This window comes from Caballeronia sp. ATUFL_F1_KS4A, assembly GCF_023630905.1.
GTDB lineage: Bacteria > Pseudomonadota > Gammaproteobacteria > Burkholderiales > Burkholderiaceae > Caballeronia > Caballeronia zhejiangensis.
In genome coordinates this window covers 58432-79592 of record NZ_JALQEB010000011.1, presented here as the reverse complement: position 1 = coordinate 79592, position 21161 = coordinate 58432, and the positions used below count along the sequence as shown (strand labels likewise).

At 64.8% G+C, this 21161-nt stretch carries 20 protein-coding genes; 12 read left to right on the top strand and 8 right to left on the bottom strand.

Annotated features, from left to right (window positions below):
• Position 1 precedes the first annotated feature (1 nt).
• The 3 genes from NCS03_RS10245 to NCS03_RS10235 are packed head-to-tail and all read left to right on the top strand — an operon-like array spanning position 2 to position 3864.
• Positions 2 to 1414, top strand: a complete 1413-nt coding sequence (locus NCS03_RS10245; RefSeq protein ID WP_250529122.1) for a sodium:proton antiporter — start codon at positions 2 to 4, stop codon at positions 1412 to 1414.
• Between the two features lie 9 nt (positions 1415 to 1423).
• Positions 1424 to 2407: a 2-hydroxyacid dehydrogenase gene (locus NCS03_RS10240; RefSeq protein WP_250529121.1), complete on the top strand. Its 984-nt coding sequence runs from the start codon at positions 1424 to 1426 to the stop codon at positions 2405 to 2407.
• Positions 2404 to 3864 (top strand): DNA recombination protein RmuC, encoded by a 1461-nt coding sequence (locus tag NCS03_RS10235; RefSeq protein WP_250440021.1) that lies wholly within the window; start codon positions 2404 to 2406, stop codon positions 3862 to 3864. The genes NCS03_RS10240 and NCS03_RS10235 overlap by 4 nt, the downstream gene beginning before the upstream one ends.
• A 13-nt stretch (positions 3865 to 3877) precedes the next feature.
• On the opposite strand, the gene NCS03_RS10230 is transcribed toward NCS03_RS10235, so the two are convergent.
• From NCS03_RS10230 to NCS03_RS10205, 6 genes are all read right to left on the bottom strand, one after another.
• Positions 3878 to 4297: a GNAT family N-acetyltransferase gene (locus NCS03_RS10230; RefSeq protein WP_051078884.1), complete on the bottom strand. Its 420-nt coding sequence runs from the start codon at positions 4295 to 4297 to the stop codon at positions 3878 to 3880.
• A 56-nt stretch (positions 4298 to 4353) separates the two neighbouring features.
• On the bottom strand, positions 4354 to 4629 hold the full coding sequence (locus tag NCS03_RS10225; RefSeq protein WP_008342276.1) for a hypothetical protein: 276 nt from the start codon (positions 4627 to 4629) through the stop codon (positions 4354 to 4356).
• Between the two features lie 60 nt (positions 4630 to 4689).
• Entirely contained in the window at positions 4690 to 5994 is a 1305-nt protein-coding gene (moeA, locus tag NCS03_RS10220; RefSeq protein WP_250458306.1) for a molybdopterin molybdotransferase MoeA, read from the bottom strand.
• A 102-nt stretch (positions 5995 to 6096) separates the two neighbouring features.
• A complete protein-coding gene (gene mobA / locus NCS03_RS10215) occupies positions 6097 to 6651 on the bottom strand; it encodes a molybdenum cofactor guanylyltransferase MobA (RefSeq protein ID WP_250458332.1) in 555 nt (184 codons plus the stop codon).
• A gap of 82 nt (positions 6652 to 6733) precedes the next feature.
• Positions 6734 to 7840: a GTP 3',8-cyclase MoaA gene (moaA, locus tag NCS03_RS10210; protein WP_008342271.1), complete on the bottom strand. Its 1107-nt coding sequence runs from the start codon at positions 7838 to 7840 to the stop codon at positions 6734 to 6736.
• 214 nt (positions 7841 to 8054) lie between these two features.
• A complete protein-coding gene (locus NCS03_RS10205; RefSeq protein WP_250529120.1) occupies positions 8055 to 11333 on the bottom strand; it encodes an Rne/Rng family ribonuclease in 3279 nt (1092 codons plus the stop codon).
• Between the two features lie 897 nt (positions 11334 to 12230).
• Here NCS03_RS10205 and NCS03_RS10200 point away from each other — a divergent pair.
• The 4 genes from NCS03_RS10200 to NCS03_RS10185 are packed head-to-tail and all read left to right on the top strand — an operon-like array spanning position 12231 to position 15248.
• Positions 12231 to 13229 carry an RluA family pseudouridine synthase gene (locus NCS03_RS10200; RefSeq protein ID WP_034473545.1) on the top strand — a complete coding sequence of 333 codons (999 nt, stop codon included), beginning with the start codon at positions 12231 to 12233 and terminating at the stop codon, positions 13227 to 13229.
• Positions 13230 to 13889, top strand: coding sequence for an HAD-IA family hydrolase (locus tag NCS03_RS10195; protein ID WP_008342265.1), 660 nt, complete (start codon positions 13230 to 13232; stop codon positions 13887 to 13889).
• A complete protein-coding gene (locus tag NCS03_RS10190; RefSeq protein ID WP_250478766.1) occupies positions 13886 to 14260 on the top strand; it encodes a Rieske (2Fe-2S) protein in 375 nt (124 codons plus the stop codon). Before NCS03_RS10195 ends, NCS03_RS10190 begins: the two co-directional genes overlap by 4 nt.
• 25 nt (positions 14261 to 14285) lie before the next feature.
• On the top strand, positions 14286 to 15248 hold the full coding sequence (locus NCS03_RS10185; protein ID WP_008342262.1) for a S49 family peptidase: 963 nt from the start codon (positions 14286 to 14288) through the stop codon (positions 15246 to 15248).
• A gap of 2 nt (positions 15249 to 15250) precedes the next feature.
• Here NCS03_RS10185 and NCS03_RS10180 read toward each other — a convergent pair whose 3' ends face one another.
• Both NCS03_RS10180 and NCS03_RS10175 read right to left on the bottom strand, forming a co-directional pair.
• Positions 15251 to 15970 carry an SAM-dependent methyltransferase gene (locus NCS03_RS10180; protein WP_250529119.1) on the bottom strand — a complete coding sequence of 240 codons (720 nt, stop codon included), beginning with the start codon at positions 15968 to 15970 and terminating at the stop codon, positions 15251 to 15253.
• Entirely contained in the window at positions 15967 to 16584 is a 618-nt protein-coding gene (locus tag NCS03_RS10175; protein ID WP_250529118.1) for a Maf-like protein, read from the bottom strand. Before NCS03_RS10175 ends, NCS03_RS10180 begins: the two co-directional genes overlap by 4 nt.
• A 322-nt stretch (positions 16585 to 16906) precedes the next feature.
• On the opposite strand from NCS03_RS10175, the gene NCS03_RS10170 reads away from it, so the two are divergent.
• The 5 genes from NCS03_RS10170 to fabD all read left to right on the top strand — a co-directional run bounded on the left by NCS03_RS10170 (position 16907) and on the right by fabD (position 21159).
• Positions 16907 to 17527 carry a DUF177 domain-containing protein gene (locus NCS03_RS10170; RefSeq protein ID WP_008342256.1) on the top strand — a complete coding sequence of 207 codons (621 nt, stop codon included), beginning with the start codon at positions 16907 to 16909 and terminating at the stop codon, positions 17525 to 17527.
• A gap of 119 nt (positions 17528 to 17646) precedes the next feature.
• Positions 17647 to 17826 carry a 50S ribosomal protein L32 gene (gene rpmF, locus NCS03_RS10165; RefSeq protein WP_008342254.1) on the top strand — a complete coding sequence of 60 codons (180 nt, stop codon included), beginning with the start codon at positions 17647 to 17649 and terminating at the stop codon, positions 17824 to 17826.
• A gap of 138 nt (positions 17827 to 17964) precedes the next feature.
• Complete coding sequence (plsX, locus tag NCS03_RS10160; RefSeq protein ID WP_033537090.1) at positions 17965 to 19116, top strand: phosphate acyltransferase PlsX; 1152 nt, start codon at positions 17965 to 17967, stop codon at positions 19114 to 19116.
• Positions 19116 to 20105 (top strand): beta-ketoacyl-ACP synthase III, encoded by a 990-nt coding sequence (locus NCS03_RS10155; RefSeq protein WP_034473534.1) that lies wholly within the window; start codon positions 19116 to 19118, stop codon positions 20103 to 20105. Before plsX ends, NCS03_RS10155 begins: the two co-directional genes overlap by 1 nt.
• A gap of 121 nt (positions 20106 to 20226) precedes the next feature.
• Positions 20227 to 21159, top strand: coding sequence for an ACP S-malonyltransferase (gene fabD / locus NCS03_RS10150; RefSeq protein WP_250478763.1), 933 nt, complete (start codon positions 20227 to 20229; stop codon positions 21157 to 21159).
• Positions 21160 to 21161: the final 2 nt, after the last annotated feature.

Sequence of the window (21161 nt, the reverse complement as noted above, 5' to 3'; positions counted from 1 at the left end):
GATGCGGCGTCTGGTTTTGTACGTGCCTTGCGCGATGCTGGCGCTGATCGCTGCGCCGGCCGCTGCTGCGACGCTCGACGGCGCGACGCTCCCGGCCACATGGGGCATACCGTTCGTCGGCATCCTGCTTTCCATCGCGGTGTTTCCGCTCGTCGCGCCGAAGGTTTGGCATCACCATTTCGGCAAGATCGCGGCGGGGTGGGCGATCGCGTTCCTCGCGCCGTTCGGGCTTGCGTTCGGTGTCGGCACGGCGGGCAGCGTGCTCGTCCACGCGATGCTCGAAGAGTACGTGCCGTTCATCATTCTGCTCGCAGCGCTGTATACGGTCGCGGGCGGCATTTGCGTGCGCGGCAACCTGCACGGCTCGGCTCATCTCAATACCGGACTGCTCGCGCTCGGCACCGCGCTCGCGAGCGTCATGGGCACGACGGGCGCGGCCATGCTGCTGATCCGTCCGCTTTTGCGCGCGAACGACAATCGCAAGCACGTCGTGCATGTCGTCGTGTTCTTCATCTTTCTCGTCGCGAACGCAGGCGGCTCGCTCACGCCGCTCGGCGATCCGCCGCTTTTTCTCGGCTTTCTCAACGGCGTCGGCTTCTTCTGGACTACCGTGCATCTCGCGCTGCCGATGCTCTTCGTCTGCGCCGTGCTCCTCGCGGTGTTCTTCGTGCTGGACAGTTTCTACTGGCGCAGGCACGACGCGCGGCCCGCGTTTCTCGACCCGACGCCGGATACGCCTCCGCTCGGCATCGACGGCAAGATCAATTTCGCGCTGCTCGCGGCGATCGTCGTGCTCGTGCTGATGAGCGGCATCTGGAAACCCGGCATCACGTTCGACATCTTCGGCACGCATGTCCAGTTGCAGAATCTCGTGCGCGACGTGCTGCTCGTCGCCGTGCTGCTCGCATCGCTCGCGCTCACGCCGAAAAGCGCGCGCGCGGGGAACGCGTTCGACTGGGCGCCCATCGAGGAAGTCGCGAAGCTCTTCGCGGCGATCTTCATCACCATCGCGCCGGTCATCACGATCCTGCGCGCGGGTGAATCGGGCGCGTTCGCGGGCATCGTGCACGCGGTGTCGGATGCGCAGGGCAAGCCCGTCGACATCGCGTATTTCTGGGCGACCGGTCTTCTGTCGTCGTTTCTCGACAACGCACCGACCTACCTCGTCTTCTTCAATCTCGCGGGCGGCGACGCACGCACGCTCATGACCAGCGACGCCACGACGCTCGCCGCCATCTCCGCGGGCGCGGTCTTCATGGGCGCGAACACGTATATCGGCAATGCGCCGAATTTCATGGTGAAGGCGATCGCCGAATCGCGCGGCGTACGCATGCCGAGTTTCTTCGGTTTCATGGCGTGGTCGGGCGCGATTCTCTTGCCGCTTTTCGCCGTTCTAGGCTGGCTATTTTTCTAGGAGCAACCGATGAAGAAGAAAGTGCTGGTAGCGCGTCCCACTTTTCCCGACGTGATCGAGCGACTGAAGCAGCATTTCGATGTCGATGTGAATCTCGGCGACGTGCTCCCGCAGGAAGAGTTCGCGCGGCGTCTCGCAGACAAGGACGGCGCGTTCACGGCGGGCGAGATGGTCGGCGAGAAAGAGCTTTCGGGCGCGCCGAATCTGAAGGTCGTTGCGAACATGGCGGTCGGCTACAACAACTTCGACATGCGGGCGTTCGACGCGCACAAGGTGCTCGGCACCAACACGCCCAACGTGCTGAACGAAACCACGGCCGATTTCGGCTGGGCGCTGATGATGGCGGCGGCGCGTCGCGTCACCGAATCCGAGCACTTTCTGCGCGCGGGCAAGTGGCAGAAGTGGTCGTTCGACTCGTTCCTCGGCACCGATGTCTACGGCTCGACGCTCGGCGTGATCGGCATGGGGCGCATCGGGCAGGCGCTGGCGCGGCGCGCGGCCGGCTTCAACATGCGCGTGATGTATCACAACCGTTCGCGCGTCGCGCCGGAAATCGAGCGCGAGCTGAATGCCGAGTACGCGTCGAAGGAAGATCTGCTCAAGCGCGCGGATCATGTCGTGCTCGTCGTGCCTTACTCGAAGGAAAGCCATCATACGATCGGCGCGGCCGAACTCGCGCTGATGAAGCCGACGGCGACGCTGACGAATATCGCGCGCGGCGGCATCGTCGACGATGCGGCGTTGATCGCGGCGTTGCGCGACAAGCGCATCGCGGCGGCGGGCATCGACGTGTTCGAGGGCGAGCCGAATTTCAACCCGGATTTCCTGCTGCTCGACAACGTCGTGCTGACGCCGCATATCGCGAGCGCGACCGAAGGCACGCGCCGCGCGATGGCCAATCTCGCGGCCGACAATCTCATCGCCGCGCTGGGCGAAGGGCCGCGCGCAGGCGATCCGCCGAACCCGATCAATTCGGACGTACTGAAGAAATGATGGAACTGCTGGTTGGCGCGATCGCCGTGCTGGCGATCGCGCTGGTGGTCTCGCTCGTCGCGCTCGTCATGACGATGCGGCGCAATTCGAACGCGGTCATCTTCGACGAGTTCGAAGCGCTCACCGATCGCGTCAACGACATGGGCGAGGCACACGCGCGCGCGCAGGAACGGCTCGAACGCGGCTTGCGTGGCGATATCGCGGAGAGCGCGCGCGTCTCGCGCATGGAATCGCAAAGCGGCTTCGCGCAATTCCATCAGACGCTTTCGACGCAACTGGCGAGCACGTCGAACGTGCAGAACGCGCAATTCGACGCGCTTGCGCAGCAGCTCGCACAGCAAAGCCAGCAGGCGCGCGAGGATCAGGGCAACGCGTTGAAGCGCTTCGCCGATTCCATGTCGCTGCATCTCGCGCAGCTTTCCGAAGCGAACGAGCGGCGGCTCGGCGAAGTGCGCGCGACGCTCGAAGCGCGCCTGAAGGACATCGAGGCGAACAACGCGACGAAGCTCGACGAGATGCGCCGCACCGTCGACGAAAAGTTGCACGCGACGCTGGAGCAACGGCTCGGCGAGTCGTTCAAGCTCGTCTCCGACAGGCTGGAGCAGGTGCATCGGGGACTCGGCGAGATGCAGACGCTCGCGGCGGGTGTCGGCGATCTGAAGAAGGTACTGACCAACGTCAAGACGCGCGGCATCTGGGGCGAAGTGCAGCTCGAAGCGCTGCTGGAACAGTTGCTCACGCCCGATCAGTACGCGAAGAACGTCGCGACGGTTCCGAAGAGCAACGAACGCGTCGAGTTCGCGATCAGGCTGCCTGGCCGGCACGACGCGCCGGGTGCGCCGGGCGACGTGGCTACGCCCGTGTGGCTGCCCATCGACGCGAAATTTCCGCGCGAGGACTACGAGCGTCTGATCGATGCGCAGGAACGCGCGGACCCGGCCGGTGTCGAGGACGCGTCGCGCGCGCTGGAAGGGCGCTTGCGCGCGGAGGCGAAATCGATCGCGCAGAAGTACGTTGCGCCGCCGCACACGACGGACTTCGCATTGCTCTTCCTGCCGACCGAAGGTCTCTACGCGGAAGTCTTGCGCCGTCCTGGCCTGAGCGATTCGTTGCAGCGCGAGTTTCGCGTGACCGTCGCGGGACCCACGACGCTGACCGCGCTCCTCAACAGCCTGCAGATGGGCTTCCGCACGCTGGCCATCGAGAAGCGTTCCAGCGAAGTGTGGCAGGTGCTCGGCGCGGTGAAGACCGAGTTCGGCAAGTTCGGCGAAGTGCTGGCGCGAACAAAGTCGCAGCTCGAAACGGTGACGCGCTCGATCGAAGCGGCGCAGACGCGCACGCGGCAGATGGGCAAGCGCCTTCGGGATGTCGAGGCGTTGCCCGGCGAACAGGCGGCGGGATTGTTGGGCGAGGCGTTCGGCGATCCGTCATCGCCCGAAGGCGACGACGAGCCGTGATGCAGGACGCGATTCAGGACGCGAGGCGTTCGAGCGGCTCGCCCGTCACGCGCACGATGCGCCAGTCGGGCAGCACGGTCGCGCCCATCTTTTCGTAGAAATCGATGGCGTTCTGATTCCAGTCCAGCACCGACCATTCGAAGCGGCCGCACTGGCGCTCGACCGCGAGCGCGGCGAGCTTTTTCAGCATCAGCGTCCCGAGGCCGCTGCCGCGCATCGAAGGACGCACGTAGAGGTCTTCGAGATACAGGCCGCGCTTGCCGAGGAAGGTCGAGAAGTTCTGGAAGAAGAGCGCATAGCTGACGATTTCGCCTTCGACTTCCGCGACGAGCGCTTCAGCGGCCGGTCGTGCGCCGAAGAGCGCGTCATGCACGCCTTGCTCCGTCGCGATGAACAGATGCGTGAGCTTCTCGAACTCGGCCAGCTCGTACATCAGGCCGAAGATCGCGGCGACGTCGGCGGGCGAGGCCGCGCGGATGATCGGGGCGCTCACGCTTCCTCCGGCGCGTCGGAGAGCACGATCTCGATGCCGCCGAAACGCGAGGCCACCCAGTTGTACGCGTGGCACGCGATCCACAGCAGGATGAAACCGAGAATCGCGTTCAGGAGCAGCGCGCTCGTGACGGTGCTCACTTCCACCGAGCCGTATCGCACGAACGCGACCACGACGCCGAGCAGCACAATGGGCACGCTGAAAGTCAGGTACACGAGAATCAGCGCCTTGGCGGTCTGTCCCGGTGCGATGAATGAAATCTGCTTTTTCATGGAAGGAAAGCCCCGTCTATCGATGTAGGAATGTTTGTACCGGCTGGCGGCGGCGCCGGATCAGATCAGGCCGTCGAACGGCACGATTTCGACTTCGTCGCCCGCTTCGACGTCGCCGCGCGCGTGCTCGAGCACGATGAAGCAGTTCGCTTCGCTCATCGAACTCAGCACGCCGGAACCCTGCGGACCGGTAGTGACGACGCGAAAGCGCCCGTCGTCGTCGCGCGTCGCGATTCCGCGCTGGAACTCGGTGCGGCCCGCGCGCTTTTTCATCGGCTCGGCGGCGCGCGCGCGGATGACGGTGAGCGGCTGGCGCATCGCGCCCGACATCGCCAGAAGCGCCTCGCGCACGATGAAGTAGAACGTCGCCATTACGGCGACCGGGTTCCCCGGCAACCCGAAGAAGAGCGCCGACTCGCCCGCGCCCGGGCGCTCGCCCGACCACAGCCGGCCGAATGCCAGCGGGCGGCCGGGGCGCATCGCGATCTTCCAGAAGGCGACGTCGCCGAGCGAATTCATCAGCGCGCGCGTGAAGTCCGCATCGCCGACCGACACGCCGCCCGAACTGATGACGACATCGGCGCTTTCGGTCGCATGACGCAGCGCCTTTTCGAGCGAGGCGCGATCGTCGCGCACGATACCCAGATCGACGGTTTCGACGCCGAGCCGCTTGAGCATTGCGAAGAGCGTGTAGCGATTACTGTCGTAAAGGCTGCCAGCGCTCAGCGTTTCGCCGACCGAACGCAATTCGTCGCCCGTCGAAAAGAAGGCGACGGTGAGCCGCCTGCGAACCGACACTTCGCCGATACCGAGCGACGCGAGCAAACCGAGATCCGACGCCCGCACGACGCGACCCGCGAGCAGCGCCGGCTTGCCTTTCGCGAGATCCTCGCCGGAGAGGCGGCGATTCTGGCCGGCATGGATCGTCGCCGGCGAAAAGCGGATCGCGTCGCCTTCGCGCGTGACGAACTCCTGCGGCACGACCGTGTCGCAGCCGGGCGGGATGAGCGCGCCCGTCATGATCCGCACGCATTGATCCGCGCCCGGCGCGCCTTCGAACGGCCGCCCGGCGAGCGCCGTGCCCGCGACGGACAAGCCGACCGTATCGCCACCGCGCGAGAGCACATCGCCGGCGAACGCGTAGCCGTCCATCGCGGAATTGTCGTAAGCGGGGACGTCGATGGGCGAGATCACATCCTCGGCGAGCACGCGGCCGAGCGCGTCGAACAGGCTCACGCGCTCGATCTGCGCGTCCCGCATGCGCGGCATGGCCCACTGGCGCACGATTTCCTGCGCGGCTTCAACGGGCAGCGCATTCGGATCGTAGTGGGCGACGCAGGCGGAAAAATCCTTGGACGTGGTCATGAATCGGCGTGGATCGCGGCCGGAATCCGGCGAAGCAGCACGTGGCCGCGCGGTGGTTGAGCGCCCGCAATGGCGATGTGAGCGGGCAGCCGGTTGAACGAGTCAGCGGCGTTCCAGATCGGCGAGCTGCTGTAAATCGTTGATATTGTAAAACGCGCGTTCGTCGTGAAATTGGACTTCCACCGCCTTGTGGCGCGCGTACCACGCGCGCACCTTGCGCTCGCCCGCGTCCAGCCAGGCGTCCAGGTCGTCGGCGAGCGATGTACGCAGCAACGCGAAAACGGGGTGGGCCATGACTTCGCCCGACGCGTCGATTGTTGCTGCGTATGCAACGTCGCCGCCGTGCGCGTCGAGTGCTTGCATCAACGCGGCGCCGATGTGTTCGTCGACGAAAGGGGCGTCGCAAGGCGCGGTCAGAACGAATTCGGTGCTCGCAACGCGCAACGCAGCGGCGATGCCGGCGAGCGGCCCGGGGAAATCCGCGCGCGCGTCCGCGACAACGCGCGCGCCGAATGCCGTGCCGAGGCGCGCGTAGTCTTCGATGGAACGATTTGCGCTGATCAGAAGCGCGCCCGCCTGAGGCGCGATGCGCCGCATCACGTGCAACGCGAGCGGCTCACCGCGAAACGGCTGCATGCCCTTGTCGATGCCGCCCATGCGCGAGCCGCGTCCGCCCGCGAGCACGAGCGCCGTGACGCTGGACGATGAATGAGCGCTCAGCACGAACGATCCGCCGCGCTCAGCCGCCGATGTACGACATCTCGACGCGACGTGCATCGTCGCGAGATGGCGCCGACGCGCTGCCGCGCAATTGCGAATACCGGTCGCCGCGCGCCTCCCAGATTCGCGCGATGGCTGTGGCGACTTCGTCGTCGCCCGCGCCGCTGCGGATCAGTCCGCGCAGGTCGTGGCCGGAAACCGCGAAGAGACACAGATACAGCTTGCCTTCCGTCGAGAGCCGGGCACGCGTGCACGAGTCGCAAAACGCGCGTGTGACGCTCGAAATCACGCCGATTTCACCGCTGCCGTCGCGATAGCCCCAGCGCTGCGCCGTTTCCGCGGCCGTGTGGGCTTCGAGCGGTTCCAGCGGAAAGTGCGCGTCGATGCGTTCGACCACTTGCACCGAAGGCAGCACTTCGCTCATGTTCCAGCCGTTCGACGCGCCGACATCCATATATTCGATGAAACGCAGAACCGCGCCGCTGCCTTTGAAATGGCGCGCCATCGGGACGATTTCCTGATCGTTCGTGCCGCGCTTCACGACCATGTTCACCTTGATCGGAGCGAGCCCGGCGGCTTGCGCCGTCTCGATGCCGTTCAGCACGTCGGCGACCGCGAAATCGGCATCGTTCATGCGGCGAAAGAGGGCGTCGTCGAGCGCATCGAGGCTCACGGTGACGCGCGACAAACCCGCGTCCTTCAGCGACTTCGCCTTGCGCGCGAGGAGCGAGCCGTTCGTCGTGAGCGTCAGATCGAGCGGGCGGCCTTCGGGCGTGCGCAACAGCGCGAGCCGCTCGATCAGGAATTCGATGTTCTTGCGCAGAAGCGGCTCGCCGCCCGTAAGGCGAATCTTTTCCACGCCGTGGGCGACGAATACGCGCGCGAGGCGCTCGATTTCCTCGAACGAGAGCAGGGCGGCGTGCGGGAGAAACTGGTAATCCTTATCGAACACTTCGCGTGGCATGCAGTACACGCAGCGAAAGTTGCAGCGATCTGTCACGGAAATGCGCAAATCCCGCAATGGGCGCGCGAGCGTGTCCGTGAGCAGCCCGGACGGCGATGTCGCGGCGCCGGAGAAATCCGGGATCGCGCTGACATCGGCGAGAGGAATGATGCGTCGGGGCATGATGACTCGGGGCTCGGCTCGGCCGCTTCGGCCTTGTTCGAATAATGGTTGGATCGTTCCATTCTAACGGAAGCGGGACATCGGGACGCACTGCCACGGAGTCGCGGTTTTCCCTCGGTTCAGCCGTTTTACGACGCAAAAAAACGCCATCGATCGGGGATCGATGGCGTTTCTGGCTTTTGCCCGTTCACCGGAGTGAACGGGACGCGCGCGCTTAGTGGGCCTGCTTGCTGGTTTCCACTTGCTGCATGGGCGCGGTGTCGGCCGGCGGAAGTGCCTTGCGTTCGCGCGGCACGCGCACCGCAGCCGGCTCGCGTGCGGCGGCGGCATTGGCTTCGCGCAGCTTGCCTTCGTCGGTGTTCACCCAGACGAGGCCCGCACGCTCCAGCATCGGCTGAAGGGTTTCGACGGCGATCGGCGTCGACGTTGCAGGCGCGGCGGGCGCAGCGACCTTCACCGGCTCGTCGACGACTGCGACAGGCTCCGGCGCGAAGACCGGCGCTTGCGTCTGCGCTTGCGCGATCTCGACCGGCTTCACTGGCTCGACGGCCGTCGCTTCGGGCGTCGATGCGACAGCGGCGGTCTTCACCGGCTCGGCGACTTCGGCAGGCTCGGCCGCGACCGGCTCGACGGGCGTCGGCGCCGTTTCCACGGGCTTCGGCTCTTCGGATGCGACCGGCGCGGACGCGGGTGCGAACGGATCGGCCAATTTCGTCTCGGCGACCTTCGGCTCCGGACCGAACGGATTCTCGACCTCCGGTGCCGGAGCGGGCTTGGCGAAGAGATCGAAGTTCGTCGGTTCGGGCGTTTGCGCCTTCAGTTCAAAAGGCTCGGCCTCAACAGTCTTGGCGACCGGCGCTTCCTCCGCAGCGGCGGGCGCTTGCTCTTGCGGCTTCGCTTCGAGCGGCTGAGCGGCCGGTTGCTGCACCGACGCTTCCACCGGTTGCGGCGCGGCCGGGCGGGGTTCGCGACGTGCAGCCGCTTCCTGCGCGGCTTCCGCATCAAACACGCCGGCTTGCGCCGAAGTGCTCTCTGCTGCGCCTTCTGCTTCGGCGACGTCCGCCGCGTGATTCACCGTCATGCCGTCTTCTTCGCGCTCGCGACGACCGCCACGACGCCCACGGCGACGGCGACGACGCTCTTCGCCGTCACGTGCGGCCGCCGCGTCGGATGCCGCATCGATGCCGGTCACTTGCGCGTCCGCATTGGCTTGCGCCGCTTCGACGATTTCCGACGGCACCGTTTCGCCTTGCGTCAGCGCCTCGACGGCGGCTTCCGGTTGCGGCTTGCGACGCTCGCCGCGTTCCGCGCGCTCGGTTCGTTCAGCGCGGTCGCCACGCTCGGCGCGTTCGCCACGATCCGGACGCTCGCGGCGTTCCGGACGTTCGGTTGCTTCCGGACGCGCTGCGCGTTCCGCGTTGCGGTCGCGCGCTTCACGCGGTTCGCGTGCCTCGCGTGCCTCGCGCGGCTCGCGTGCTTCGCGTGCCTCGCGCGGTTCACGAGCCTCACGCGGCTCGCGGACTTCGCGCAGTTCACGACCTTCGCGTCCGCCACGCGCCTCGCGATCCTCACGACGGCCGCCCTGGCGCGCCGCGCCGTTGGCGCCCGCCGCCGTGCCTGCCGCAGCGCCTTCGCGCGCGGCGCCACCGCTACGTCGATTGCGGTTGCGATCGCCGCCGCCGGTGCGTTCACCGCGTTCGCGCGGCGCGCGCGTGGCCGGTTGCGCTTCGACCGGAGCCGGCGCGGGTTGCGGCGCAGGCTGAATGCCGAACAGATTCTTGATCCACGCGATGAATCCGCCGCTCGCCGGAACGGGCGTCGGCGCGGGCGCGGCCTCGACGGGCGCGGGCTTCACCGGCGCGCTCGGCGCGGGCTTCTCGGGCGTGATGCCCTTCACGGCGGCCTCCTGCTTCGGCTTCACCTCTTCGGTGCGCTTGCTGTAGCCGGTCTCCGATTCGAGCTCGCTCGCCGCTTCGACGGCCATCTTCCACGACGCGCGCGGATCGTCGAGACGCGCATCGTCGTGACGCAGACGCTCCAGCTTGTAGTGCGGCGTTTCGAGATGCTTGTTCGGAATCAGGACGACATTGACCTTGAAGCGCGACTCGATCTTGTTGATTTCGGAGCGCTTTTCGTTGAGCAGGAAGGCGGTCACCTCGACCGGCACCTGGCAATGGATCGCCGCGGTGTTTTCCTTCATCGCTTCTTCCTGAATGATCCGCAGCACTTGCAGCGCGGACGATTCGGTATCGCGGATGTGACCCGTGCCGTTGCAGCGCGGGCACGTCACGTGGCTGCCTTCCGACAGCGCGGGACGCAGGCGCTGACGCGACAGTTCCATCAGGCCGAAGCGCGAGATCTTGCCCATTTGTACGCGGGCGCGGTCGTGCTTCAACGCATCTTTCAGGCGCTGCTCGACTTCGCGCTGGCTCTTGGCCGATTCCATGTCGATGAAATCGATCACGATCAGCCCGCCCAGATCGCGCAGACGAAGCTGACGCGCGACTTCGTCGGCGGCTTCGAGATTGGTGCGCGTCGCGGTTTCCTCGATGTCCGCGCCCTTGGTCGCGCGCGCCGAGTTCACGTCGATGGCGACGAGCGCCTCGGTGTGATCGATCACGATCGCGCCGCCCGACGGCAGCGGCACCGTGCGCGAGTACGCGGTTTCGATCTGATGCTCGATCTGGAAGCGCGAGAAGAGCGGCACGTCGTCGTGATAGCGCTTCACCTTCGAGAGGTTGTCGGGCATCACGATATCCATGAAGGCGCGCGCCTGGTCATGGATTTCGGTCGTGTCGATGAGAATTTCGCCGATATCCGGCTGGAAGTAGTCGCGAATCGCGCGGATGACGAGGCTCGATTCGAGATAAATGAGCATCGGCTGGCCGGCGACGCCGCTCTGCGACGCGGCTTCGATCGCGCGCCACAGTTGCATCAGGTAGTTCAGGTCCCACTGGAGCTCTTCCGCCGAACGGCCGATACCCGCCGTGCGCGCGATGATGCTCATGCCTTCCGGCAGTTCGAGCTGCGCCATGGTTTCGCGCAGTTCCTGCCGTTCGTCGCCTTCGATGCGGCGCGACACGCCGCCGCCGCGCGGGTTGTTCGGCATCAGGACGAGGTAACGTCCGGCCAGCGAGATGAACGTGGTCAGCGCCGCGCCCTTGTTGCCGCGCTCTTCCTTCTCGACCTGGACGATGAGTTCCTGGCCTTCGCGCAGCGCGTCCTGAATGCGCGCGGAGCGCATCTCGACGCCATCGCGGAAATACTGGCGGGCGACTTCCTTGAACGGCAGGAAGCCGTGGCGGTCTTCGCCGTAGTTGACGAAGCAGGCTTCGAGCGATGGCTCGATGCGGGTGACGACTCCCTTGTAGATGTTGCCTTTGCGCTGTTCGCGCCCGGCGGTTTCGATGTCGATATCGATGAGCTTCTGCCCATCGACGATGGCGACGCGCAATTCCTCTTGCTGCGTCGCGTTAAACAGCATTCGTTTCATGAAACGGCTCCAGAATGGCTCCGTCCTCCCTCGTCGTGCGAATCGGCGTCGGTGACTGATGCATCACGCGCGCGAAGCGGGAAGGTGGGCGTGCCACGCTTTTTTGTGTGTTGTCACAAAGCACGCTGGAGCGGGACTTCTGGCGGGAGAATTGCCGAAAGCAGGCCGCGGCTTCCGCATCGGACAGCCGCGCCGTGGGGCGCATTGCGAAGCAACTGCGAGACGTACGACAGATCGCTCGGCTCGTGGCGAGGATGAACGGCGGCGCTGCGGCTCCGCGTCTCAAAATGGACGCGCCGAACCGGCCTGCGCTCTTGCAAAGAGCCTGATTCCTCCCAACGGCGGCCGCGAGGAAGAGCGGTCTCGCGCAAACCGGCGCGATGCTTCGTAACCGATCCTCTTTGCTGCCTTGCCGCGCCGGCACGGCCGCGGGCCCGACTTGTTTCTGTCGGCTCCCGTCGGCTCGCGGCCGCATGTCTCGCCTCTTTTGCGGCGTTGTCGCGCTTCGCAGAAATCAGCGCAGCAGCGATTTCGCCGTCAGTTGTTCGCAAAATCGGCGAGCGTCGATTTGCCTTTTTCTCCCGCTCGACGGCAGGGTCGATCCGGGCTGGCATCCGGTTTTGCCGGGCGCCGTCGCTTCTCGCCGATAAAATTCTTTTTGACCAAAAATCCGTTACCGTCGGCGATCGACTCGACCGAACGCGCCTGTGGGCTCCGTCCTTGCCGGTGATATCGCCGTGCGTGCAACTCGTCGCTCTCGATTTTCCGGGTGAGCAACCGACCTTGGGCGCAAGTAAAATGATGGTTTATCGCTTGCACCGATACAGTCTGAATAATTCGGCCGCTGCTTGATCCTAAGCGTCGACCTTTTCAGGCTGCTCGCAAATTATATTCAGAATGAATGAGTTAGGCAAAACATCCCATAAACAGGTCGCAAGCGAACAAGTGTCGATGATCGAAGTCGACGAAACGGCCGCCGGTCAGCGGATCGACAATTTTTTGCTGCGCGTCTGCAAGGGCGTCCCGAAGAGCCATATTTACCGCATTCTCCGAAGTGGCGAAGTGCGCGTGAACAAGGGACGCATCGACGCGGCTTACCGGCTCGAACTGGGCGATCTCGTGCGCGTGCCGCCGATCCGCATCGCGCAGCAGGACGCGGCGCCGGTGTCGTCGAACGCGCCCGCCGCCGAATTCCCGATTCTCTTCGAGGACGACCATCTGATCGTCATCGATAAACCGTCCGGCGTCGCGGTGCACGGCGGCAGCGGCGTCGCGTTCGGCGTCATCGAGCAGTTGCGCAATGCGCGGCCGCACGCAAAATTTCTCGAACTGGTGCATCGGCTGGATCGCGAGACGTCGGGCGTGCTCATGCTCGCCAAGAAGCGCCAGGCGCTCGTCGGGCTGCACGAGCAGATTCGCGAAAATCGGGTCGACAAGCGCTATTACGCGTGCGGTCACGGCGACTGGCAGAGCGACTGGGGCCGCCGGCGCATCGTCAAGGCGCCGTTGCATAAATATGTCGCAGCGGATGGCGAGCGGCGCGTGCGAATCCAGGAGAACGGGCTGCCGTCGCATACGGTCTTCAATCTGATCGAGCGCTGGCGCGACTACGCGTGGGTCGAGGCAGAGCTGAAAACCGGCCGCACGCACCAGATTCGCGTGCACATGGCGAGCATCGGCCTGCCGATCGCGGGCGACGCCAAATACGGCGATTTCGCGCTGAACAAGGAATTGGCCCGCCCGAGCGCGAAGCCGTCGCTGAAACGCATGTTTTTGCACGCGTATCGACTGAAAATCACGCACCCGGCGACGGGCGAGCCGCTGCAATTCGAAGCGCCGCTGCCCGTCGAGTGCAAACGGTTCATCGAACAACTGAAAAACCGGGAGACCGAGTAAATGGCGCGGCAGCAATTCGATCTGATCGTTTTCGACTGGGACGGCACGCTGATGGATTCGACCGTCCACATCACGCGCAGCATTCAGGCCGCGTGCCGCGACCTCGGGCTGCCGGTTCCCGCCGATGAATCCGCGAGCTATGTGATCGGCCTCGGCCTGAAGGACGCGCTGCAGATATGCGCGCCGACGCTCGATCCGTCCGACTATCCGCGCCTGGCCGAACGTTACCGCTTCCATTTCCTGACGATGGGCCAGAAAACCGAACTCTTCGGCGGCGTGCGCGAACTGCTGCAGGAATTGCGCGATCTCGGCTATTTTCTCGCGGTCGCGACGGGCAAGAGCCGCGTCGGGCTGAATCGCGCGCTCGACGAATCGCGGCTCACGAGCCTCTTCGACAGCACGCGCTGCGCGGACGAAACGTTCTCGAAGCCGCATCCCGCAATGTTGCAGGAACTCACGCGCGAGCTCGGGCAGGATCTCGGGCGCACGGTGATGATCGGCGACACGACGCACGATCTGCAGATGGCGATCAACGCGGGCGCGGCGGGCGTCGGCGTCGGTTATGGCGCGCATCCGGCCGATTCTCTCGCGGCGCTCAAGCCGCAGTACTGCGCCGACAGCGTCGCGTCGCTCGCCGGCTGGCTGCGGGAGCACGCATGAGCGAACCGGTGCGGGTATGCGCGTCCGACGAACTCGTCGATGGCGGCGCCGGCGTGCGCGTCAACGCGACCGAAGCGAGCGGCGACGCGGTCGTGTTCTTCGTCCGATACGGCGGCGAAGCGTTCGGTTATCTGAACCGGTGCGCGCACGTGCCGATGGAGCTCGACTGGAACGAGGGCCAGTTCTTCGAAAGCTCGGGCCTATACTTGATGTGCGCGACGCACGGGGCGATCTACGAGCCCGATACCGGCAAATGCGTCGGCGGTCCTTGCCGCGGCGCGCGTCTGCGGGCCGTGACGGTCGAAGAGCGCGACACGCCGGAAGGGCGCGCGGTCTTCTGGCTGCCCGACGACGCCCTGCGTCCCGCCTGATTCAATCTCTACATATCCACGACGCATGTCCGACAACATTCCGCCGCGCAATAACGACAACTGGGAGCGCGAAGCGCTCGAACGCATCGCGCTCGCCGCGATTCGCGAGCAGCGCGCCGCGCGTCGCTGGCGCATCTTCTTTCGCTTCCTGTTTCTCGGCGTGATCGCGCTGATCGCCTGGGGCGTGTTCGATTTCACCGGCGATCGTGCCGCGAAGGCGGGCAAGCACACGGCGCTGATCGACCTGCAGGGCGAGATCTCCGCGAACAGCGATGCCAGCGCCGACAACATCGACGGTGCGCTACAGAGCGCGTTCGAGGACGAGAACACGGCGGGCGTGATTCTGCGCATCAACAGTCCGGGCGGCAGTCCGGTGCAGGCGGGAATCATCAACGGCGAAATCCGGCGGCTGCGCGCGAAGTATCCGAAGACGCCGCTGTACGTGGTCGTCGACGACATGTGCGCGTCGGGCGGCTATTACGTCGCGGCGGCGGCGGACAAGATTTACGTCGACCGCGCGAGCATCGTCGGCTCGATCGGCGTGCTGATGGACGGCTTCGGCTTCACGGGCCTGATGGACAAGCTCGGCATCCAGCGCCGCATGCACACGTCGGGCGCGAACAAGGGCGCGTTTGACCCGTTCTCGCCGGAAACGCCCGCGATGAACGCGCACGCGCAGGAAATGCTCGATCAAATTCACACGCAGTTCATCGATGCCGTGAAGCTCGGGCGCGGCAAGCGTCTGAAGGATGATCCGGAGCTGTTCTCGGGCATGTTCTGGACCGGCGAAAAGAGCGTCGAACTCGGTCTCGCCGATGGTTTCGGCGACGCCAGCTATGTCGCGCGCGAGGTCATCAAGCAGCCGGATATCGTCGATTACACGCAAAAGGAAAGCATCAGCGAGCGTGTGGTGCGGCGCTTCGGCGCATCCGTGGGCGATGCCGCCATGCGCGCGCTCACGCTCGGCGGCAAGCCTCAGTTGCGCTGAGTTTATGAAGCCAGCAAGAGGAAGATCGCCGGGCGCTTATGCAGGTCCGGCGCGGCCTGCTTCTTCCAGTCGGCCGCCGTGCGCGTGACGATGTTTTCGCCCGGCAGCGTCAGATCGACGGCGACGCAAATGAGCGTCGACGGCGCGCAGCCAGCGATGAGCGCGTCGAGCATCGCCTTATTGCGATAGGGCGTCTCAATGAAAATCTGCGTCTGATTAGCCTTGCGCGACAGTTGCTCCAGCTCGCGCAGCCGTTTCGCGCGTTCGCCGGCATCGACCGGCAGATAGCCGTTGAACGCGAAGCTCTGTCCGTTCATGCCGGAAGCCATCAGCGCGAGCAAGATCGAGCTCGGTCCGACGAACGGCACGACCTTCACGCCACGCTGATGCGCGCGCCGCACGAGCAACGCACCGGGATCGGCGACGGCGGGACAGCCCGCTTCGGAGACGAGGCCGGCGTCGGTGCCGGCGAGGATCGGCGCGAGCAGCTTGTCGATTTCCGCTGGCGGCGTGTTCACATTCAGCTCGCGCACCTCGATTTCCTGAATCGGACGTTCGGTGCCCACTTTCTTCAGAAAGGCGCGCGTCGTTTTGGCGTTTTCGCCGATGTAGTACGCGAGCGCGGCCGCCTGCGCGCGCACCGGTTCGGGCAGTACTTGGGCGAGCGTGTCGGCGTCGCCTTCGCCGAGCGTGTTCGGAATCAGATAGAGAACGCCGGTCATGCCGCCTCCAGCACCGGATGGCCGGCGTTCGCGAGCATTCCGGTCAGCGCGATCAGCGGCAGGCCGATCAGCGCGGTGGGATCGTCGGATTCGATCGCTTCGAGCAACGCGATGCCCAGGCCTTCCGCCTTGGCGCTGCCGGCGCAGTCGTACGGCGTTTCGGCGCGCAGGTACGTCTCGATCTGGGCGTCCGAATAGCGCCGAAACCGCACGCGCGTGACGATATCGGCGGATTGCGCGTCGCCCGTGCGGCTGTCGAACAGGCAAAGCGCGCTGTGGAATTCGACGCTGCGTCCGCGCATCGCCTGGAGCTGGGCGAAGGCTTTCTCGTGCGTGCCGGGCTTGCCGATCTGCTTGCCGTCGAAGGTCGCCACCTGATCCGAGCCGATCACGAGGGCGTTCGCGTCGTTGCCGCTCCGTCCGGCCGCCGCACGCGCCTTGGCGATCGAGAGCCGAACCGCGGTCGCTTCGGGCGTTTCGTTGGCGAGCGGCGTTTCGTCGATATCGGGCGACACGACGTCGAACGAAATGCGCAAGCGTTCGAGCAATTCGCGCCGATAAGGTGAACTGGACGCCAGAATCAGGCGTGGCGGCGATTTCGAAGCTTCAGACATGAGACGAACCGGACAAAAAAGGGTGTAAAAACGACGGGCTGCGATTCAGCCCTTAAGTATTTGACTCGAAAGAACAAAGCCGATATGATTTTGGGCTTTTCATCGGTACGTGCGCGGGCGAAGGCTCTCCTGTCATCGATGAAACCGGTCGAGCCGAAGAGTCAGAAAGCACGAGGTCAGACAGCATGATGCCGGCCAGATGCACATTGGGGCAAATTCGGGCAAGTCGGGCCTGCATCGAAGCTGCATTTAAGCCGAGTCGCGGTGCATACTGAGCACTCACCGGTAGCACTAACCCAAGTAAGGCCAAGCAGGAGCGCACATGACTCAGAATCCTGGCAAACCTGTGAGCCCCGCCGATCCGCGCGCGCTCGACATTTACGAATTCGCCAAGAGCGGCAGGCAATCGGCCGGCGCGCTGCGTGTGTCGCAGATGCCGCGCATGTTAGCCGAAGTGCCGGCTGATGTGCCAGACGGCGATACCGTGTTCACCTGGCAAGGCGAGGGCTCGACCCAGCCGGAATTGCAGGACGACGGCACGGAGGCGCCGCAGCCGTATCTGCGTCTTGCGGTGCACGGTTCGGTGTGGCTCACGTGCCAGCGCTGCCTTCAGCCGTATTCGCAGCATCTCGATGTCGATGCGACATATCGGATCGTGGCGACGGAAGAAGAAGCGGACGAATTTCCGCTCGACGACGATGAAGTCGAAGTGATCGTGGGCTCGCGCCAGTTCGATCTCGTCGACTTGATCGAAGAGGAGTTGTTGTTGTCCTTGCCGCTCGTGCCCAAGCACAACGTATGTCCCGAGACGCACGAAAGTCTGCTTCCGGGCACGGCGGACGACGAGCCGGATGAAAGCGATGTGACGGATGAGGACGAAAAGCCGAATCCGTTTGCCGTGCTGGAGAAGCTCAAGGGCGGCTCCGACGGCAAGAAGCACTGAAATGGTTTTGTAGCACGCAACAAACTGGTAGCGTGATGTGCGCACCCGATGGCCGAACGGCCGAGGGCTGTCGGCGGATCGGGCTGTGTTAGAATTCGCAAAATTTTTCTGGAGTAATCATGGCAGTTCAGCAAAACAAGAAGTCGCCGTCGAAGCGCGGCATGCACCGTTCCCACGACTTCCTCCCGACGGCTCCGCTGGCTGTCGAGCCGAGCACGGGCGAGGTGCATATGCGCCACCACGTGAGCCCGAACGGCTACTATCGTGGCAAGAAAGTCATCAAGACGAAGAACGACTAAGCGTTCATCGACGCTCGATGCGCCCGCCGGAATCATTCCACGGGCGCGCGGGCGCAACTCGCTCTTGACACTTTCCCGGTACGACGAGAAGGCGGCATTTCACTGCCGCTTTTTTGTGTCCGAAATTCGTCGCGTTCCATGACTGTAAAGATAACCATCGACTGCATGGGAGGCGACCACGGTCCGGCCGTGACCGTTCCCGCTGCCGTCAATTTCGTGCGCTCGCATCCCGACGCGCACCTGATGCTCGTCGGTCTCGAGCAGCCCATCCGCGCTCAGCTCAAGAAGTACAAGGCTTCCGACGAGCCGCGTCTGACCGTCGTTCCCGCCAGCGAAGTCGTCGCGATGGACGACCCGGTCGAAGTCGCGCTGCGCAAGAAGAAAGATTCGTCGATGCGCGTCGCGCTCAATCTCGTGAAAGAGGGCGAGGCGCAGACCTGCATTTCCGCCGGCAACACCGGCGCGCTCATGGCGGTGTCGCGCTATGTGCTGAAGACGCTCGCCGGTATCGAGCGGCCTGCCATTGCGTTCGCGATGCCGAGCCAGAAGGGCTACACCACGGTGCTCGACCTGGGCGCCAACGTCGATTGCGAACCCGAGCATCTGCTGCAGTTCGCGGAGATGGGCCACGCGCTCGTATCGGCGATCGAAGGGCGCGAACGGCCCACGATCGGTCTGCTCAACATCGGCGAAGAAGTCATCAAGGGCAACGAAACGATCAAGCGCGCGGGCGAACTGCTGCGCGCGAGCACGCTCAACTTCTACGGCAACGTGGAAGGCAACGACATCTATAAAGGTACGACCGATGTCGTCGTGTGCGACGGCTTCGTCGGCAATGTCGCGCTGAAGACCTCCGAAGGTCTCGCGAAAATGCTCGCCGACATGATCAAGGAAGAGTTCAGCCGCAACTTCGCCTCGAAGTTGATGGCGCTCGTCGCGCTGCCCGTGCTGAAGCGTTTCAAGAGGCGTGTCGATCCGGCGCAATATAACGGCGCGGCCTTGCTCGGCCTGCGCGGGCTCGTAATCAAAAGTCACGGTTCGGCCGAGGCCTTCGGGTTTGAGTGGGCCATCAAACGCGGGTATGATGCCGTCAAAAATGGCGTGCTCGAACGCCTGGTGCGCGCGATGGAAGAAAACGCTCCCGCCGCGCGCGAGGCGGACGCGAACGGTCCCGCGTCGGCGGCCGCGGATCAATCGATCCAGCAGGCCGCTTCACAGCTGAACCCACAGCCAAACTCGCAGCCGAACCCGCCGGGCGAGTCCGGTACTGCGCTACATTCGAAGGCATAATGGCTCAATCCAATCTTTACTCTCGCGTGCTGGGCACCGGCAGCTATCTGCCGTCCGAGCGTGTCACGAATCAGGACTTGGCGGACCGTCTCGCGAAGCAGGGCGTCGAGACCAATGACGAATGGATCGTCGCGCGCACCGGCATTCACGCGCGACATTTCGCAGCACCGGATCAAACCACGAGCGATCTCGCGCTGATCGCTTCGCAGAAGGCGATCGAGGCGGCGGGCATCGATCCGCAATCGATCGATCTGATCATCGTCGCGACTTCCACGCCTGACTTCGTGTTCCCGAGCACGGCGTGCCTGTTGCAAAACAAGCTCGGCATCAAGAACAACGGCGCGGCCTTCGACGTGCAGGCGGTGTGCTCCGGTTTCGCCTACGGCGTCGCGACGGCGGACAGCTTCATTCGCAGCGGCATGAACCGCACGGCGCTCGTCGTCGGCGCGGAGACGTTCTCGCGCATTCTCGATTTCAACGATCGCACCACGTGCGTGCTGTTCGGCGACGGCGCGGGCGCGGTCATCCTCCAGGCGTCCGATGAGCCGGGCGTGCTGTCGAGCGCGCTGCACGCGGACGGCAGCTATTCGGACATTCTCTGCACGCCGGGCAACGTGAACGGCGGCGTGGTTCAGGGCAGCGCGTTCCTGCACATGGACGGGCAAGCGGTGTTCAAGCTCGCGGTCAACGTGCTCGAAAAGGTCGCGCTCGAAGCGCTCGACAAGGCGAAGCTCACGCCTGAAGACATCGACTGGCTGATTCCGCATCAGGCCAACATCCGCATCATGCAAAGCACGGCGCGCAAGCTGCATCTGCCGCCGGAGCGCATGGTCGTGACGGTCGGCGAGCATGGCAACACGTCGGCGGCATCGATTCCGCTCGCGCTCGACGTCGCGGTGCGCGACGGCCGCATCAAGCGCGGCGACAACATTCTCATCGAAGGCGTGGGCGGCGGCTTCACGTGGGGCGCGTCGGTCATCCGCTACTGATTCGCCGATCAGATCCCTCTACCCAATTCGTAACTGATCCCTCTTCATCGCTGACCCCGCGCGCTCCTCCAGCGCGCGGTCCATGAGGACATCGCGGATCATTCCAATCAACGAGGACGATATGAAATTTGCGTTCGTTTTCCCCGGACAAGGCTCGCAGTCCATCGGCATGCTCAACGCATTCGCCGATCACGCGATCGTGCGCGAGACCGTACAGCAGGCTTCCGACGCGCTCGGCCAGGATCTCGGCAAGCTGATCGCCGAAGGCCCGGCAGAAGAGCTGAACCTGACGACGAACACGCAGCCCGTCATGCTGACGGCCGCGTATGCGATTTATCGCGTGTGGGAAAAGGAAACGGGCCTGAAGCCTGCGCTCGTCGCTGGTCACAGCCTCGGTGAATACACCGCGCTCGTCGCGGCGGGCGCGCTCGCGTTCGCGGACGCCGTGCCGCTCGTGCGTTTTCGCGCGCAGGCGATGCAGAACGCGGTGCCGGTCGGCGAAGGCGGCATGGCCGCGATCCTCGGCCTCGACGACGACACCGTGCGCGCCGTGTGCGCTGAAGCCTCGTCGGCGGGCGTCGTCGAAGCGGTGAACTTCAATGCGCCGGCGCAGGTGGTCATCGCCGGTTCGAAGGCGGCCGTCGAGAAAGCGTGCGAGGTGGCGAAGGCGAAGGGCGCGAAGCGTGCGCTGCCGCTGCCGGTTTCCGCGCCGTTCCACTCTTCGCTGCTCAGGCCCGCATCGGATCAGTTGCGCGACTATCTCGCCAAGGTCGAAGTGAAGGCGCCGCAGATTCCGCTGATCAATAACGTCGATGTCGCGATCGTCTCCGATCCCGCCGCGATCAAGGACGCGCTGGTGCGTCAGGCCGCCGGTCCGGTGCGCTGGGTCGAGTGCGTGCAGGCGATGGCGAAAGACGGCATCACGCACGTCATCGAATGCGGTCCGGGCAAGGTGCTCGCGGGCCTGACGAAGCGTATCGACGGTAATCTCGTCGGCGGCTCGATCTTCGATCCGGCATCGCTCGAAGAAACGCGCAAACTGATCGCTGGCTAAGG

What these genes read in the sequence shown, in the direction of transcription:
- NCS03_RS10245 (WP_250529122.1), top strand. Translation starts at nt 2, where the DNA reads ATGCGGCGTCTGGTTTTGTACGTGCCTTGCGCGATGCTGGCGCTGATC.
- NCS03_RS10240 (WP_250529121.1), top strand. Translation starts at nt 1,424, where the DNA reads ATGAAGAAGAAAGTGCTGGTAGCGCGTCCCACTTTTCCCGACGTGATC.
- NCS03_RS10235 (WP_250440021.1), top strand. Translation starts at nt 2,404, where the DNA reads ATGATGGAACTGCTGGTTGGCGCGATCGCCGTGCTGGCGATCGCGCTG.
- NCS03_RS10230 (WP_051078884.1), bottom strand. Translation starts at nt 4,297, where the DNA reads ATGTACGAGCTGGCCGAGTTCGAGAAGCTCACGCATCTGTTCATCGCG.
- NCS03_RS10225 (WP_008342276.1), bottom strand. Translation starts at nt 4,629, where the DNA reads ATGAAAAAGCAGATTTCATTCATCGCACCGGGACAGACCGCCAAGGCG.
- moeA (WP_250458306.1), bottom strand. Translation starts at nt 5,994, where the DNA reads ATGACCACGTCCAAGGATTTTTCCGCCTGCGTCGCCCACTACGATCCG.
- mobA (WP_250458332.1), bottom strand. Translation starts at nt 6,651, where the DNA reads ATGGGCGGCATCGACAAGGGCATGCAGCCGTTTCGCGGTGAGCCGCTC.
- moaA (WP_008342271.1), bottom strand. Translation starts at nt 7,840, where the DNA reads ATGCCCCGACGCATCATTCCTCTCGCCGATGTCAGCGCGATCCCGGAT.
- NCS03_RS10205 (WP_250529120.1), bottom strand. Translation starts at nt 11,333, where the DNA reads ATGAAACGAATGCTGTTTAACGCGACGCAGCAAGAGGAATTGCGCGTC.
- NCS03_RS10200 (WP_034473545.1), top strand. Translation starts at nt 12,231, where the DNA reads ATGAATGAGTTAGGCAAAACATCCCATAAACAGGTCGCAAGCGAACAA.
- NCS03_RS10195 (WP_008342265.1), top strand. Translation starts at nt 13,230, where the DNA reads ATGGCGCGGCAGCAATTCGATCTGATCGTTTTCGACTGGGACGGCACG.
- NCS03_RS10190 (WP_250478766.1), top strand. Translation starts at nt 13,886, where the DNA reads ATGAGCGAACCGGTGCGGGTATGCGCGTCCGACGAACTCGTCGATGGC.
- NCS03_RS10185 (WP_008342262.1), top strand. Translation starts at nt 14,286, where the DNA reads ATGTCCGACAACATTCCGCCGCGCAATAACGACAACTGGGAGCGCGAA.
- NCS03_RS10180 (WP_250529119.1), bottom strand. Translation starts at nt 15,970, where the DNA reads ATGACCGGCGTTCTCTATCTGATTCCGAACACGCTCGGCGAAGGCGAC.
- NCS03_RS10175 (WP_250529118.1), bottom strand. Translation starts at nt 16,584, where the DNA reads ATGTCTGAAGCTTCGAAATCGCCGCCACGCCTGATTCTGGCGTCCAGT.
- NCS03_RS10170 (WP_008342256.1), top strand. Translation starts at nt 16,907, where the DNA reads ATGACTCAGAATCCTGGCAAACCTGTGAGCCCCGCCGATCCGCGCGCG.
- rpmF (WP_008342254.1), top strand. Translation starts at nt 17,647, where the DNA reads ATGGCAGTTCAGCAAAACAAGAAGTCGCCGTCGAAGCGCGGCATGCAC.
- plsX (WP_033537090.1), top strand. Translation starts at nt 17,965, where the DNA reads ATGACTGTAAAGATAACCATCGACTGCATGGGAGGCGACCACGGTCCG.
- NCS03_RS10155 (WP_034473534.1), top strand. Translation starts at nt 19,116, where the DNA reads ATGGCTCAATCCAATCTTTACTCTCGCGTGCTGGGCACCGGCAGCTAT.
- fabD (WP_250478763.1), top strand. Translation starts at nt 20,227, where the DNA reads ATGAAATTTGCGTTCGTTTTCCCCGGACAAGGCTCGCAGTCCATCGGC.